We start from the raw sequence: 13,632 nt of genomic DNA on the forward strand, positions 1-13,632 counted from the left end.
TGAATCGTCATTCTGATCTGACTCCTTGTTGTAGCATGATCTTCACCGAAAACCGGTTCCCACTTTTAGGGATCATGCTCTAGCCGCCTTTCAGCATATAGCCGGCGCCGCGGATCGTGTGCAGGATCGGCTTGTCGAAGCCCTTCTCGATCTTGCCGCGCAGGCGCGAAACGTGAACGTCGATGACGTTGGTCTGCGGATCGAAATGATAATCCCAGACATTTTCCAGCAGCATGGTGCGCGTCACCACCTGGCCGGCATGGCGCATCAGATATTCGAGCAGGCGGAACTCGCGCGGCTGCAGCGTGACATCGTGGCCAGCGCGCTTGACCGAATGGGAAAGACGGTCGAGCTCGAGATCGCCGACACGGTAGACGGTCTCGGCCTCGCGGGCGCCGGCGCGGCGGTTGAGCACTTCGACGCGGGCGAGCAGTTCGGAAAAAGCGTAAGGCTTGGTCAGGTAATCGTCACCGCCGGCGCGCAAGCCAGTGACGCGGTCGTCGACCTCGCCCAGCGCCGACAGGATCAGCACCGGGGTGGTGTTGCCACGCGAGCGGAGCGCTGCGATCACCGACAGGCCGTCGCGGCGCGGCATCATGCGATCGACCACCATCACGTCATAGTCGCCGGCGTCGGCCAGCGCGAAGCCGGTCTCACCGTCGCCCGCGACATGGGCGGTGTGGCCCGCCTCGGCGAAGGCCTTCTTAAGGTAATCCGCTGCCTCGCGATCGTCTTCCATGACGAGAATCTTCATGGAACCTTTATACGCGATTTCACCGGAAGATTGAGGAGCAGCCATTGCCTTGGTCTTTCAGTTAAAGCGGCAGCGAGTGATGGGAAACCCGCTGCCGCCAGGAGCGAAACACGGTGACTGACTGACGTGCTCGGCCCCATGTTTTCCCGACGGCGGATCGGGGGTGTTGAAACCGCCGCTGGGAAAAGTCGCCAGAGCAATTCCAGGAAAAGCGTGAAGCGGTTTTCGGTTCGGAATTGCGTAGAACAAGGCGATAGAGCGGTTCTGCGTTTCCGTGAAAAACGATGAACCGCTCTATCGGATCAGCCCTTGCCGACCGGCAGCGCGACGAAGCGGTTCGCGTCGTCGCGGGTGATCTGCATCAGCACGGCCTTGCGGCCCGACTTGGCGGCGTCCGTCATTGCCTTGGAGACGTCGTCGGTGGTGTTCACCTCGTTCGAGTTGATCGAGGTGATGACATCGCCGGGCTGGATGCCGCGGTCGGCCGCATCGCTGTCCGGGTCGACATCGGTGACGACCAGGCCCTTGCCGTTCTCCGACTTGGTGACGGTGAGGCCGAGATCGGCAAGCGTATCGGCCTTGGCCGGGGCCGCCTGCTTGTTTTTGTCGTCGTTCGAGGCCTGCTTGTCGCTCGAAGGCAGCGTGCCGAGATCGACCTTGACCGTCTCGTTCCTGCCGTTGCGCCAGACGGTGACATCGACCGACTTGCCGGGCTGATAGGCGCCGATCACGCGGGCGAGTTCCTTCGGCGAGGCGACATCCTTGCCGTCAACCTGGGTGATGACATCGCCGGCCGTGATGCCCGCCTTCTTGCCGGGGCCGGCATCCTGGGCGCTCGAAACCAGCGCGCCCTTGTCCGACTTCAGGCCGAGCGACTCGGCGATGTCGGAAGTGACCGGCTGGATCTCGACGCCGAGCCAGCCACGCTGGACGGAGCCGTTCTTCATCAGGTCTTCGACGACCTGCTTGGCGGTCGAGGCCGGAATGTCGAAGGCGATGCCGACGCTGCCGCCCGAGGGCGAGAAGATGGCGGTGTTGATGCCGATCACCTGGCCGTTGAGGTTGAAGGTCGGACCGCCGGAATTGCCGCGATTGACCGAGGCGTCGATCTGGATGAAGTCGTCATAGGGTCCGGCGCCGATGTCGCGGCCGCGGGCCGAGACGATGCCCGCGGTGACGGTGCCGCCGAGGCCGAACGGGTTGCCGACGGCCACCACCCAGTCGCCGATGCGGATCTTGGAGTCGTCGGCGAAATCGACATAGGTGAACTTGCCGCCGCCGTCGACTTTCAGCACGGCGAGGTCGGTACGCGGATCGGCGCCGATCAGCTTGGCGTCGAGCTCCTTGCCGTCATTGGTGACAACGGTGAAGTCCGAGCCTTCCGAAACGACGTGGTTGTTGGTGACAAGGTAGCCGTCTTCGGAAATGAAGAAGCCCGAGCCTTGGGCAACCGGGCGCGGCTCGCCATTGCCGTGGTTGCGATGACCGAAGGGCCGCATGCCGAACTGCTGGCCACCCTGATCGCCGAAGCCACGGAACTCCTTGAAGAAGCGGCGCAGTTGCGGATTGTCGGGCAGGTTGTCGAAGCCGTCCTGGTCATCGGAGCCGTCGTCGGCCGTCGGCTGGATCTTGGCCTTGACCTTGACGCTGACGACCGCCGGCGAGACGCGCTCGACGACATCGGCGAAGCTCGGGACCTGCGGGGCCTCGACGCGCACGGCATCGGCCAGCACAGGGGCGGTGCCGGTTGCGAGCATGCCCGCGCCGACGGTACCAACGACCGCCAGGGAGGCGACGGCCGCCATCAGGCGCTTGCGGGTGCGGGAATATGAATTGGGGGCAATATTCATGGATTTCGTTCCTCTTTCGAAGGGATGCGCTCAGGCGAAGCATCCTCGGGCAAGAGGATTAGACAGCCGCACATTACGGCGCCATTTCCGGTACATGAAAGTTTTGTAATGTGCCGGGTGCCGGACGGCGGCTCAGTCCCGATGCAGCATCTTGTCAAGCGCCGCCTGTTCCTCGGCGCTGAGGGTGCTGTCCGGCGCCGGCCGGCGCGAACGGGCGCTCAGCACGATGAAGATGCCGCCAGCCAGAAGCAGAAGCGCCGGCGTGCCCCACAACAGCGCGTTGCGCAGGCTGAAGCGCGGCTTCAACAGCACGAACTCGCCATAGCGCGAGACGATATAGTCCATCACCTGCTGGTCGGTGTCGCCGGCGACGAGGCGCTGGCGCACGAGGATGCGCAGGTCACGCGCCAGATCGGCGTCGGATTCGTCGATCGACTGGTTCTGGCAGACCATGCAGCGCAGGCCTTCGGAGAGCGCGCGGGCGCGGGCCTCCAGTGCCGGATCGGCCAGCACCTCGTCAGGCTTCACCGCCTGGGCCGTACCGGCAAAGAGCAGAGCCAGCAGCAGGATCAGCGAGGCGAGCGAAAACCTGGCCTTCATGTCGGGCTCGCGATTACGGCTGCAGGCTTACGGCGGCTTGCCGGCGCGCCGACTCGCAGGCGGCGGTCGAACAGCGACACGGCGGCGCCCGCCATCATCACCAGCCCGCCGCCCCAGATCAGCGTCACCAGCGGCTTCCACCACAGACGCACGACGACGGAACCATCATTGCCCTCGTCACCGAGCGACAGATAGAGCTGGCTCAAGCCCAGCGTCCTGATGCCGGACTCGGTCGTCACCGTCTGCCGCACTGGATAGAAACGCTTGGCGGAGGTGATTTCGCCATCGGCATTGCCGTCAGCGCCAATCAACTGAAAGCGGCCGCGATCCTCGGTGAAGTTCGGGCCTTTCCGCGGGGAGAGCCCTTCGAAGCGCAGTGTATGACCGGAGAGTTCCACCGTCTCGCCGGGGCGCATGGCGAGGATCTTCTCGGTGCCGAAGGACAGCGTGCCGACGATGCCGAGCAAGGTGAGCCCAAGACCAAGATGCGCAAGCGCGGTGCCGAAGACCGAGCGCGGCAGGCCGACAAAGCGCCGCAGCATGACCGTCGGCGCCACCGAGCCGATCCCCGACTTGACGGCGAGGTCGGTGAGCGCGCCGGCGACCAGCCATGCGGCGAGGCCGACGCCAAGCGCGGCGAAGACAGAGGCGCCATCGATGAACAGACCGGTGACCAGCACCGCGGCAAGCGCCAATGCGAACGCAGCCATCAGGCGCTGGGAAGCGGCGACGACATCCCCGCGCTTCCAGGCCAGCAGCGGCCCGAACGGCACGATGGCCAGCAACGGCAGCATCAGCGGACCGAAGGTCAGGTCGAAGAACGGCGCGCCGACCGAGATCTTGCCGCCTGTGAGCGCTTCGAGCGCCAGCGGATAGAGCGTGCCGACGAGCACCGTCGCGGTGGCGGTAGTCAGGAAGAGGTTGTTGAGGACCAGCGCGCCCTCGCGCGAGATCGGGTGGAACAGACCGCCGGCCGTCAGCGTGGACGCGCGCAGCGCGAACAGCGCCAGCGAGCCGCCGATGAACAGCGTCAGGATGCAGAGGATGAAGACGCCGCGCGCGGGGTCGGTGGCGAAGGCATGAACCGAGGTGAGCACGCCGGAGCGCACCAGGAAGGTGCCGAGCAGCGACAGCGAGAAGGTGAGGATGGCAAGCAGCAGCGTCCAGATCTTCAGTGCCGAGCGCTTCTCCATGACGATCGCCGAATGAAGCAGCGCGGTGCCTGCGAGCCAGGGCATGAAGGAGGCGTTCTCGACCGGATCCCAGAACCAGAAGCCGCCCCAGCCGAGCTCGTAATAGGCCCAGTAGGAGCCCATGGCGATGCCGCCCGTCAAGAACATCCAGGCGACCAGGGTCCAGGGCCGCACCCAGCGCGCCCAGGAGGCGTCGATGCGGCCTTCGATGAGTGCCGCGACCGAGAAGGAGAAGCAGATCGAGAAACCGACATAGCCGAGATAGAGCAGCGGCGGATGGATGGCGAGGCCGAGGTCCTGCAGGATCGGGTTGAGGTCGCGGCCCTCGATCGGGGCCGGGTTCAGGCGGATGAAGGGATTGGACGTCGCCAGGATGAACAGGAAGAAGGCGGCGCCGATCATGCCTTGCACGGCAAGCACGTTGGCCTTGAGCGTCGCCGGCAGGTTCGAGCCGAAGGCAGCGACGAGCGCGCCGAAGAAGGTCAGGATCAGCACCCAGAGCAGCATCGAGCCCTCGTGGTTTCCCCAGGTGCCGGTGATCTTGTAGATCATCGGCTGCAGCGAGTGCGAATTCTCCCACACGCTCGCCACCGAGAAGTCGGAGCCGGCATAGGCAGTCGCCAACGCCGTGAAAGAGAGCGCGGTGAGCGCGAAGCCGGTGACCGCGACCGGACCGCCGACCGCCATCAGCCGCCGGTTGCCGGTGCGGGCGCCGACCAGCGGCATCAGCATCTGCACCAGCGACAGCGCGAAGGCGAGGACTAACGCGAAATGTCCGGTCTCAACCATTATTGACTCGCACTTTCCTGCCAGACGCCCTTGGCCTTCAGGCCGTCGGCGACTTCCTTCGGCATATAGCGCTCGTCATGCTTGGCTAAAACGCTGTCGGCGACGAAGACGCCGTCCGGGCCGAACGCGCCCTCGGTGATGACGCCCTGATCCTCACGGAAGAGGTCGGGCAGGATGCCGGTATAGGTGACCTTGACCGACTTCTGCTTGTCGGTGACCGAGAAGGCGACGGTGGCGCCCTCGCCGCGCACGATCGTGCCCTTCTCCACCAGGCCGCCGAGGCGGATGCGCTGCCCAGGCTCAACGGTTGCGGTGGCGAGATCTGCCGGCATGTAGAAATAGGAGGCCTTCTGGCCGAGCGCATAGAAGGTGAGCCCGGTGGCGGCGGCCAGGAAAGCCAGCCCCGCCACGATCACCGACAATCGCTTCTGCTTGCGCGTCATGTCCTACTCCGTCGCCGTCACGCCGAGGGAGGCGGCAAAGGCGGTGAATTTTTTTGCCTGCTCGCTATCGGCGCCGAAGGCGGCAACAGCGCGGCCGAGCGCGTCGCGCGCCTGGTCGGCCTTGCCGAGCACGACATAGGAACGAATGAGCCGCATCCATCCTTCCTCGTCGCGCGGATTTTGCTTCAGCCTGTCGTCGAGGCCGGCGACCATGGTTTCGATCATCGCCTGCCGGTCCTGCGGCGACATCTGCTGCGCCGCCTCGACCTGACCGGCATCCGGGCCGTTCGCCGGCTTGCCGGCCGCGACCGCCGGCTCGGCCGTTTCGGCAAGCGCCTGCTGGACGGCGCTGCGCCAGGGCGAATTCGGCGAAAGCTGGCCGAGCATCTTCTGCCAGGCAGCCGCGGCTTCGGTCTTCCTGCCTTCCTGGGCGAGGCCCATCGCCAGATAGAAGCTTGCCTTGGCATTGGCGGGATCGAGCTTCAAGGCCGCGTCGAAGGCGCCTTGAGCATCGGCCGTGACGATGCCGCCGGCGGCGTTGGCGATCGCCTCGCCGAGGCCGGCCTGGCGGACGGCGCTGTCGCCGTCGAGGCGGATGGCGTTGCGATAGGCTGTGACGGCGTCGCTGTAGCGCTGCAGGCGCAGGTAGACAGGCGCCAGCACGTCCCATCCCTTGCCGTCCGAAGGATTGGCGGCGAGATGGGCCTCGGCGCGCGCGACCAGTTCATCCACCGAGGAATCGGCCGGGTTCTTGGCGAGCCGTTCGGCCAGCGGCTGCGAGGGCAGATCCGGCGAGCCGAGTGTGCCGTAGAGCCCCCAGCTTACCAGCGGCACCGCCAGCACGGCGGCGGTGGCGACCAGCCTTGCGGCGCGCGAGGGGCGCGGCGCTTCCTTGCCGGGCTGGCTAGTCGAGCCGAGACGCAGGATGCGGCGGCCGATCTCGGCGCGGGCCTCCTCGGCCTCGCCCGGCTGGATCAGGCCGCGCGCCATGTCGCGATCTAGCTCCGAAAGCTGGTCGCGATAGACTTCGAGGTCGTGGTCGCCGGCCGCCGACGCACCTTTCGTGCCGCCGGCCAACGGCAGAAGCACCGCCAGGCTGGCGCCCAGCGTGAGGATTGCGGCTATGACCCAGAACAGCATGGCTATTCCAATAAAGGCAGAGCCCTGCCCTGCCAACACAAGCATACTGCGACGCTTTGACGGCAGACGCGAAGCACGGCCTTGATCGATATCAAATGCCGGCTGTTGCCTCACTTAAGTCAGCGGCGTCCAGCTGCCGTCGGCATTGCGGCAGGCGGTGCCACGCGCCGTGACCCCCGTGCCGCTCGTGTAGACGGTGTGGGTGTACTGGCGGCAGTCCTGCGAGCCGACCCGATAAGGCTGGGCGGCAACGACCTCGCCATAATGGGTCGACCTGTCGCCCTTCCACGTCACCTTCTGGCCGCTGGCGTTATATTCCAGCGCCTTGTACTCGGCCTCAAGACCCTTGCGCTTCTCGGCATCGCTCAGACCCGAACCGATCGAGCCGCCGATGAGCCCGCCATTCATGGCCGCGACGATGCTGGTTCCAACCTTGCCGGCGGCCGGCGGCGTGGCGACGGGCGTGACCGGAGTGGTCGGACCGCCCCTGCCCAGCGTGGTGCAGCCCGAAACGGCCATCAGGGCGGAAACGAGCGCGACGCGAATCTTCATGCCAGCAACCGGTTCTCTTGAGCGAAATGGACTTCTTGAGCGAAATGAACTGGGGGCCGCGCCGTCGGGGAGGACGGCAAGCCCATAGTGTTGATGTTTGTCGGAAATTTGGCTGCTGCCAGCCGCACGCAAATCGATAAAAAACATTAATGAAGGCTCCGCAATCTCACCACCGCCCTCAAGCCGCCCATGCCTGACCGTTCCAGCGCCAAGGTGCCTCCATACTCGTTGACGAGATCAGCGACAATGGCCAATCCGAGCCCCGTTCCCGGCTTCGTCTCGTCCAGTCTCTTGCCACGCTTCAACACTTCCCGCGCGCTGTCCTCAGGGATGCCGGGGCCGTCATCCTCTACAACGATTTCGAACAGGTTGGCGCTTCCCGCAACGGCGGCAACCGAGACCGCGACGGCGCTCTTTGCCCATTTCACGGCGTTGTCGAGCAGATTGCCGAGCAATTCCTCCAGATCCTCGCGCTCGCCGGCAAAGACGATCTCGGCGGGCGGCGGCGACAGCGTCATCTTCGTCCGCGGGTTGAGCTTTTGCAGCACCCGCACCATGCGCTCGACCAATGGCTTCACCGGCGTGCGGAAGACGACGCTGTCGCGCTGGGCGGCGACGCGGGCGCGCTGCAGATAATGGTCCACCTGCTTCTGCATCGAGGCCGCCTGCTCGGCAATGAGCTGGCCCTTGGCGCCGCCGAGCGCGCGACCCTCGTTGATCAAGACGGCCAGGGGCGTCTTCAGCGAGTGGGCGAGGTTGCCGACCTGAGTTCGGGAGCGCTCGACGATGCGCTTGTTGTTCTCGATCAGCGCGTTGGTCTCACTGGCCAAGGGTTCTATCTCGGCGGGGAAGCGCCCGTCGAGCCGCTGCGCCGTGCCCTCGCGCACCATGGCGAGCGCATTGCGCACGCGGCGCAAGGGCTGCAGGCCGAGCAGGATGGCGATGGCGTTGATGGCGATCATGCCGACGCCGAACAGCGACAGATAGGTGAGCAGCCGGCGCTGGAAGCTGCCGATCTCCCGCTCCAGCTCACTGTGGTTGCCCATTACGCGGAAGCGCGCGGCGCGGTTCTTGGCATCGAGCACGAATTCGCTCTCGAAGACTTCGAGCTCCTCGCCCTTGATGCCCTCGGTCGCGTAGCTGCGCTGGAAATTCGCGTTGAAGGGCACCTCGGCGACGCTTGGCGACAGGATCGAGGTCGTCATCGAGGAGGAATGGATTTCGCCGTGGACGTCTTCGGAGGCCGGCTCCGCCGACCAGTACCAGCCGGAATTCGGCTCGGAGAAGCGCAGGTCGCCAAGGTCGGGCGAGCCGGTGAGCGCGCCGCTGTCGGAAATGCCCACGGAGCCGATCAGGTTGAACAGATGCGCCGAAAGCAGGCTGTCGAAGCCGCGCTCGCTGGCCTGCCGGTAGAGCGTGGTGATGAGGGTGAAGATGACGATGAGCGTCAGGATCGCCCAGACCGTCGAAAAAGCGATGACGCGGAAGGTCAGCGAGCGCGGCCAGAGCCGCAGCCTTGAAAGCCACGTTCCCATCGTCGGCTTCAGCGGTTCCGAGTCACGCCTCCGGCTCTCGCATGCGATAGCCCATGCCACGCACGGTTTCGATCATGTCGATGCCCATCTTCTTGCGAAGCCGGCCGACAAACACCTCGATGGTGTTGGAATCGCGGTCGAAATCCTGGTCGTAGAGATGCTCGACCAATTCGGTGCGCGACACCACTTCGCCCATATGGTGCATCAGATAGGCGAGCAGCCGGAACTCGTGCGAGGTGAGCTTCAGCGGCACACCGCTGACGTCGGCCTTGGAGGCCTTGGTGTCGAGCCTGAGCGGACCGCAGGTGAGCTCGGACGAGGCATGGCCGGCGGCGCGGCGGATCAGCGCCCTCACCCTGGCCAGCACCTCCTCGATGTGGAACGGCTTGGTGACATAGTCGTCGGCACCGGCGTCGATGCCGGCCACCTTGTCGCTCCAGCGGTCGCGAGCCGTCAGGATCAGCACCGGCATCTTGCGCCCGCCGCGGCGCCAGCGCTCGACGACGCTGATGCCGTCCATCTGCGGCAGGCCGATGTCGAGGACGACGGCGTCGTAAGGCTCGGTGTCGCCGAGGAAATGCCCCTCCTCGCCGTCATAGGCGCGGTCGACCACATAGCCGGCATCGACCAGCGCGTCCGCCAGCTGCCGGTTGAGATCCTTGTCATCCTCGACGACGAGCACGCGCATGGGTTGAGGCCTGTTGTTGCGTAAGGTATAGGCCGATTCCGCCGGCCAGGGAAACGATGGGCTCAGTTCAGCGGCACCACGATCTCGGAACGGCGCGGACGCTGGCCGTCCTTGCCGGGCACCAGCACGACGATGACGCAGACCTGCTGACCGCCGCGCGTCGCCTGCGAGGCCTTGGCGAGCGTGCCGCCATTCTGCGCGGCGACCTGCTGGCCGATCGCGTAGCAATCGCTCGCGGCAAGCACGATCGGCTCGTCGGCCGACGGCTGGGTGACCGGCATCGCCATCGCCTGCGAGGCAAAAAGGGCGGCTGCGGCAAGCATCAGCGTCGCGGCACGGATATAGGAGCGGAACGTTTTCATGATCACGGTTCTAACGCATCGGTGCTGAACGTGAAATGAACGGTGAACGGCCGAAAATCCATGTCCGCCATGCCCCCATGATACTTGTTCTTGCTGCCCAGGCCCCCTCCGGCCGTGCCATGAATTCATAGCCGGAAAGGCACCGGCGCGGCTACGGTTTTCGCGCGGGCGATCGTGCTCTAGTTAGCGCCCGTAAAGAGAGCGACCACGGGAGAATGCCATGACGCGCGAGGACCTTGCCGACCGCTACAAAGGCTACATCGCCTGCCTCAACGAACAGGACTGGGACAATCTCGGCCGCTTCGTCGGCGAGGAGGTGCAGTATAACGGCGAGACGATCGGGCTTTCGGGCTACCGCCGGATGCTGGAAGGCGATTTCGAGTCCATTCCCGATCTGCGTTTCAACATCGAGCTTCTGGTATCGGAACCGCCGCGCGTGGCGGCCCGACTGCATTTCGACTGCAGGCCCAAGGGCATGCTGTTCGGCCTGCCGGTGAACGGCAAGCGCGTCTCCTTCGCCGAAAACGTCTTTTATGAATTCCAGGATGGGCGGATAGGCGAAGTCTGGTCGGTCATCGACAAGGCCGCCATCCAGGCTCAGCTTTAGAAAGTTGATCTGCTCCCATCAGGCGCTTTCCTGCGTCAGCGCGCGAAAGCGCAACAGCCCATGGTGGACCGCCAGATCCTCGTCATAGCGCGCCTCGGCGAATTCCAGCGACAGGCGTGTCTGACCGCGCGGGCCGATCGAAAGGGCCGCGCCGTCGAGGCGCGCCCTGATGCTGTCCATGATAAGGCGCGCCTCGGCCTCGCCTTGCGACTTCGACCAGACATGCAGCGTGATGAGCTGATCATTGTCATTGTCGGCGCCGGTTTCGAGATCGAAGGCGCTGGTGCGGCCGTAGGTCACGTTGGGAAAGGCGGCCTTGTCGCTGGCGCGCTCGAGCAAGCCGGCGCCGCCCAGCAGCGCCGACAGCGACACATCGGTCTTCAGTCGCAGGAACAAGGCCTGCATCAAATCGCCAGGCGCCGTCATCTATCGTCTCCATTCGCCTGACACGCCTTGAACAAACCGCCGGCCGTTTCGCGCGCACCGTAACCGCGTTGCGATCACTTCGCCAGATCGATGGGAGCGGTTCGGGAACCGCTTTCGGCAAGCCGGCGCGGCTCGCCACCGATCAGCGCCGCATGGTCCTTGATCACAGCGGTCGCGAAGCGGATCACGGCGCGTACCGGCGCCTCATTACCGATCTCGCGGCGACAGACAAGCGAAACCGGGTGGCTGCCGAGAATATCGGGCGTGAGCCGCACCATACGCGGTTCCGGTTCCGCCAGCATGCAGGGCATCACGGCGAGCCCGGCGCCGCCCAGCGCCGCCGCCAGCATCTCGGTCATCTCGGCCACGCGGAGGACGATCGTCGCGCCCTCGCCATGGGCTTCGATCCAGCGGGCGCCGGGCACGCCCGCGAGGTTCTCATGGAAGCCGATGATCTCGTGCCCTGACAGGCTTCGTGGATCGATAGGCATCGGATGGCGGTCGAGATAGGCGCGGGACGCATAGAGCGACCAGCCCGAGAGGCAAAGCTTGCGCGCGACCATCGTTTCATCGGTCAGGGTCCCGATCCTGACCGCCAGGTCGGCCTCGCCATGGCGCAGGTCGACGGGGCGGCTGCCGCTGGTCAATTCGAGGCCGATGCCGGGACAAGCCTTGCGGAAAGCCGCCATGCCCTCGGCAAAGATGGGACTGAACCCGGTCGGCAGCGCCAGCCTGACGCGGCGCGTGCCCGGGCGGGCCAGGGCCGTAATCGCCTCAATGGCGCGTTCCAGATCCTCGCCGAGCGGCAGCAGTCTCCGTCCCAGCGGCGTCACCTCGACGCCTTGCGGCCCGCGCAACACCAGCGAGGCCCCGAGCGCGGTTTCGAGCGCCGCCAGGCGCCGGCCGATCGTGGTGTGCCGCACGCCCAGCGCGCGCGCCGCGCCCGACAGCGTTCCCGCCCGCGCGGCGGCAAGGAAGAAGCGCAGATCGTTCCAGTCCGGTTCGCCGGTTGTCATCACCCAAGCATTCTAGACCAACCCGGCGGCGAATGCTTGTGCGGTTTTGCACAGGCTTGCGCGAAAATCGCGAATGGCCGGGCGGGGCCGCCCGCGCAAGGATCGGCCGATCCGTATCAAGGAGCAAAGCTATGGACATCGAAGGCCTGCGGGCGGTGGTGGCGCGGCACGCGGCATCGGTCAATGCGCTCGCGGCGCTCGGCCTTGCGCTGGATTCGCGGCTGCGCGGCACGGCGATGGACGGCGAGACCGCCAGCCGCACCGAAGCCGTGCTCGGCAGCCTCGGAGTGTCCGACCTGGTCGCCGACGCCAGCGCCGCCGAGCTTCTGCCCGTGCTGGCGGGCATCAAGGTCGATCTCTTGTCGGGAAGCAAGCTGCTGACGGCGCCTTCCGCCGGCGCGCAGACCATGGAAGCCATCTTAAGACAGGCCCTCGGCGACGTTTCCACCGGCTTTCCGGCGCTGCTGGAGCGATCGATCGCGCCGCAGCTTGCCGGCCTGCCGGAGAGGCTCGAGACGCCGGGCGCCGCCTTCCTCGATATCGGCGTCGGCGTCGGCGCGCTGTCGGTGTCGATGCTGCGGGAATGGCCTGGACTGCGGGCCGTCGGCATCGACCCGTCGTCCGAAGCCATCGCCCAGGCGCATGCCAATGTCAGGGCGGCCGGACTCGCCGACCGCATCGCGCTACACACCGGGCTCGCCCAGGAGGTCACCCTCGATGAGATGTTCGACCTTGCCTTCGTGCCCAGCGCCTTCATTCCGGAGGCGCATGTCAGGGCGATCGTCCCGCGTTGCCGGGCGGTGCTCAAGGCGGGTGGCTGGTTGCTGCTGGCAATGGTCAATCCCGGGCCGGACGCGTTGGGAGAGGCGCTGGCCGGTTTCCGCACCACCATGTGGGGCGGCACGGTTTTCGAGAAAGGCGCGGCGCAGGCGCTGGTCGAGCAATGGGGCTATATCGACACAAGGTTGCTGCTCGGTCCGGCCGGAGCGCCGGTCGCTTTCGTCGCCGGACGCAAGCCGGGCTGACGACAACCGGAGACTGACGATGAGATTGCTGATCTTCGGCGCCTCCGGCGCGACGGGGCGCGCCCTCGTCTCGGCCGCGCTGGCGAAAGGCCATATGGTGGCCGCCTTCGTCCGCACGCCCGGCAAGCTTGCGATCAGCCACGAACATCTCAGCCTGCTCGTCGGCGACGTCGCCGACCGCCAGGCGGTGGAAGGTGCCATTGCCGGCCACGACGCGGTGTTGAGCTGTCTCGGCGTCGGCGTGCCGCTGAAGCACGATGCGGCGGTGATCGCTGGCATCGGCTTCATGATCGAGGCAGTGCAGCGGAGCGGGCCCGCCCGGCTCATCTACCTGTCCTTCCTGGGCGTCCGCGACAGCCGCCGGCAACTTGGGCCGCTGCTCGGCGGCATCATCGTGCCGCTGGTGCTGCGCCATGAGGTGGCGGATCACGAAGCCAAAGAAGGGCTCATCGCGCAGTCCGGGATCGACTGGACCATCGTGCGGCCGCCCAGGCTCGGCAGCGGTCCGGCAACCGGCACGTTCCGCCATGGCGACGGCATCCAGGCCAGATCGCTGCTGCCAACGCTGTCGCGCGCCGACGTGGCCGCCTTCATGCTCGATCAGGTCGGCGACGCCACATATTCGCGCAAGGCGGTCGCCCTGTTGCCTTGA

The 13,632-nt window shown here is 66.0% G+C and carries 15 protein-coding genes; 3 read left to right on the forward strand and 12 right to left on the reverse strand.

What is annotated here, in order from left to right; all coding sequences use genetic code 11:
- Positions 1-79: 79 nt before the first annotated feature.
- From EN874_RS17395 to EN874_RS17440, 10 genes are all read right to left on the reverse strand, one after another.
- Positions 80-754, reverse strand: coding sequence for a response regulator transcription factor (locus tag EN874_RS17395; RefSeq protein ID WP_127426206.1), 675 nt, complete (start codon positions 752-754; stop codon positions 80-82).
- A gap of 302 nt (positions 755-1,056) precedes the next feature.
- The gene (locus EN874_RS17400; RefSeq protein ID WP_127426207.1) at positions 1,057-2,604 is read right to left on the reverse strand and encodes a Do family serine endopeptidase; all 1,548 of its coding nucleotides are present in this window, start codon (positions 2,602-2,604) and stop codon (positions 1,057-1,059) included.
- Positions 2,605-2,736: 132 nt separating this feature from the next.
- Positions 2,737-3,204: a cytochrome c-type biogenesis protein gene (locus EN874_RS17405; RefSeq protein ID WP_126085096.1), complete on the reverse strand. Its 468-nt coding sequence runs from the start codon at positions 3,202-3,204 to the stop codon at positions 2,737-2,739.
- Positions 3,201-5,186: a heme lyase CcmF/NrfE family subunit gene (locus tag EN874_RS17410; RefSeq protein WP_127426208.1), complete on the reverse strand. Its 1,986-nt coding sequence runs from the start codon at positions 5,184-5,186 to the stop codon at positions 3,201-3,203. Before EN874_RS17410 ends, EN874_RS17405 begins: the two co-directional genes overlap by 4 nt.
- The gene (gene ccmE / locus EN874_RS17415) at positions 5,186-5,629 is read right to left on the reverse strand and encodes a cytochrome c maturation protein CcmE (protein WP_126085098.1); all 444 of its coding nucleotides are present in this window, start codon (positions 5,627-5,629) and stop codon (positions 5,186-5,188) included. The genes EN874_RS17410 and ccmE overlap by 1 nt, the downstream gene beginning before the upstream one ends.
- Positions 5,630-5,632: 3 nt before the next feature.
- Positions 5,633-6,769: a c-type cytochrome biogenesis protein CcmI gene (gene ccmI, locus EN874_RS17420; RefSeq protein ID WP_127426209.1), complete on the reverse strand. Its 1,137-nt coding sequence runs from the start codon at positions 6,767-6,769 to the stop codon at positions 5,633-5,635.
- 114 nt (positions 6,770-6,883) lie between these two features.
- Positions 6,884-7,321 (reverse strand): hypothetical protein, encoded by a 438-nt coding sequence (locus EN874_RS17425; protein WP_127426210.1) that lies wholly within the window; start codon positions 7,319-7,321, stop codon positions 6,884-6,886.
- Positions 7,322-7,467: 146 nt separating this feature from the next.
- Positions 7,468-8,856 (reverse strand): ATP-binding protein, encoded by a 1,389-nt coding sequence (locus EN874_RS17430; protein WP_127426211.1) that lies wholly within the window; start codon positions 8,854-8,856, stop codon positions 7,468-7,470.
- 22 nt (positions 8,857-8,878) lie between these two features.
- A complete protein-coding gene (locus EN874_RS17435) occupies positions 8,879-9,544 on the reverse strand; it encodes a response regulator transcription factor (RefSeq protein WP_126085102.1) in 666 nt (221 codons plus the stop codon).
- 62 nt (positions 9,545-9,606) lie between these two features.
- Positions 9,607-9,906: a hypothetical protein gene (locus EN874_RS17440; protein WP_127426212.1), complete on the reverse strand. Its 300-nt coding sequence runs from the start codon at positions 9,904-9,906 to the stop codon at positions 9,607-9,609.
- A 220-nt stretch (positions 9,907-10,126) separates the two neighbouring features.
- On the opposite strand from EN874_RS17440, the gene EN874_RS17445 reads away from it, so the two are divergent.
- Positions 10,127-10,513 (forward strand): ester cyclase, encoded by a 387-nt coding sequence (locus EN874_RS17445; RefSeq protein ID WP_127426213.1) that lies wholly within the window; start codon positions 10,127-10,129, stop codon positions 10,511-10,513.
- Positions 10,514-10,531: 18 nt separating this feature from the next.
- Here the strand turns inward: EN874_RS17445 and EN874_RS17450 are convergent, their stop codons facing one another.
- Positions 10,532-10,939 carry a DUF3168 domain-containing protein gene (locus EN874_RS17450; protein ID WP_127426214.1) on the reverse strand — a complete coding sequence of 136 codons (408 nt, stop codon included), beginning with the start codon at positions 10,937-10,939 and terminating at the stop codon, positions 10,532-10,534.
- A gap of 74 nt (positions 10,940-11,013) precedes the next feature.
- Positions 11,014-11,955 carry a LysR family transcriptional regulator gene (locus tag EN874_RS17455; RefSeq protein WP_127426215.1) on the reverse strand — a complete coding sequence of 314 codons (942 nt, stop codon included), beginning with the start codon at positions 11,953-11,955 and terminating at the stop codon, positions 11,014-11,016.
- A 131-nt stretch (positions 11,956-12,086) separates the two neighbouring features.
- Here EN874_RS17455 and EN874_RS17460 point away from each other — a divergent pair, with 131 nt between their 5' ends.
- Together EN874_RS17460 and EN874_RS17465 are read left to right on the forward strand one after the other, a co-directional pair.
- Positions 12,087-12,980, forward strand: a complete 894-nt coding sequence (locus EN874_RS17460; protein ID WP_168247519.1) for a class I SAM-dependent methyltransferase — start codon at positions 12,087-12,089, stop codon at positions 12,978-12,980.
- Between the two features lie 19 nt (positions 12,981-12,999).
- Positions 13,000-13,632 carry an NAD(P)H-binding protein gene (locus EN874_RS17465; RefSeq protein WP_168247520.1) on the forward strand — a complete coding sequence of 211 codons (633 nt, stop codon included), beginning with the start codon at positions 13,000-13,002 and terminating at the stop codon, positions 13,630-13,632.

Origin of the sequence: Mesorhizobium sp. M1D.F.Ca.ET.231.01.1.1, from assembly GCF_003999155.2 — a bacterium.
In the GTDB taxonomy this organism is placed as follows: Bacteria; Pseudomonadota; Alphaproteobacteria; order Rhizobiales; family Rhizobiaceae; genus Mesorhizobium.

What these genes read in the sequence shown, in the direction of transcription:
- EN874_RS17405 (WP_126085096.1), bottom strand. Translation starts at nt 3,204, where the DNA reads ATGAAGGCCAGGTTTTCGCTCGCCTCGCTGATCCTGCTGCTGGCTCTG.
- EN874_RS17465 (WP_168247520.1), top strand. Translation starts at nt 13,000, where the DNA reads ATGAGATTGCTGATCTTCGGCGCCTCCGGCGCGACGGGGCGCGCCCTC.
- EN874_RS17435 (WP_126085102.1), bottom strand. Translation starts at nt 9,544, where the DNA reads ATGCGCGTGCTCGTCGTCGAGGATGACAAGGATCTCAACCGGCAGCTG.
- EN874_RS17410 (WP_127426208.1), bottom strand. Translation starts at nt 5,186, where the DNA reads ATGGTTGAGACCGGACATTTCGCGTTAGTCCTCGCCTTCGCGCTGTCG.
- EN874_RS17440 (WP_127426212.1), bottom strand. Translation starts at nt 9,906, where the DNA reads ATGAAAACGTTCCGCTCCTATATCCGTGCCGCGACGCTGATGCTTGCC.
- EN874_RS17445 (WP_127426213.1), top strand. Translation starts at nt 10,127, where the DNA reads ATGACGCGCGAGGACCTTGCCGACCGCTACAAAGGCTACATCGCCTGC.
- EN874_RS17400 (WP_127426207.1), bottom strand. Translation starts at nt 2,604, where the DNA reads ATGAATATTGCCCCCAATTCATATTCCCGCACCCGCAAGCGCCTGATG.
- EN874_RS17425 (WP_127426210.1), bottom strand. Translation starts at nt 7,321, where the DNA reads ATGAAGATTCGCGTCGCGCTCGTTTCCGCCCTGATGGCCGTTTCGGGC.
- EN874_RS17460 (WP_168247519.1), top strand. Translation starts at nt 12,087, where the DNA reads ATGGACATCGAAGGCCTGCGGGCGGTGGTGGCGCGGCACGCGGCATCG.
- ccmI (WP_127426209.1), bottom strand. Translation starts at nt 6,769, where the DNA reads ATGCTGTTCTGGGTCATAGCCGCAATCCTCACGCTGGGCGCCAGCCTG.
- EN874_RS17455 (WP_127426215.1), bottom strand. Translation starts at nt 11,955, where the DNA reads ATGACAACCGGCGAACCGGACTGGAACGATCTGCGCTTCTTCCTTGCC.
- EN874_RS17395 (WP_127426206.1), bottom strand. Translation starts at nt 754, where the DNA reads ATGAAGATTCTCGTCATGGAAGACGATCGCGAGGCAGCGGATTACCTT.
- ccmE (WP_126085098.1), bottom strand. Translation starts at nt 5,629, where the DNA reads ATGACGCGCAAGCAGAAGCGATTGTCGGTGATCGTGGCGGGGCTGGCT.
- EN874_RS17450 (WP_127426214.1), bottom strand. Translation starts at nt 10,939, where the DNA reads ATGACGGCGCCTGGCGATTTGATGCAGGCCTTGTTCCTGCGACTGAAG.
- EN874_RS17430 (WP_127426211.1), bottom strand. Translation starts at nt 8,856, where the DNA reads ATGGGAACGTGGCTTTCAAGGCTGCGGCTCTGGCCGCGCTCGCTGACC.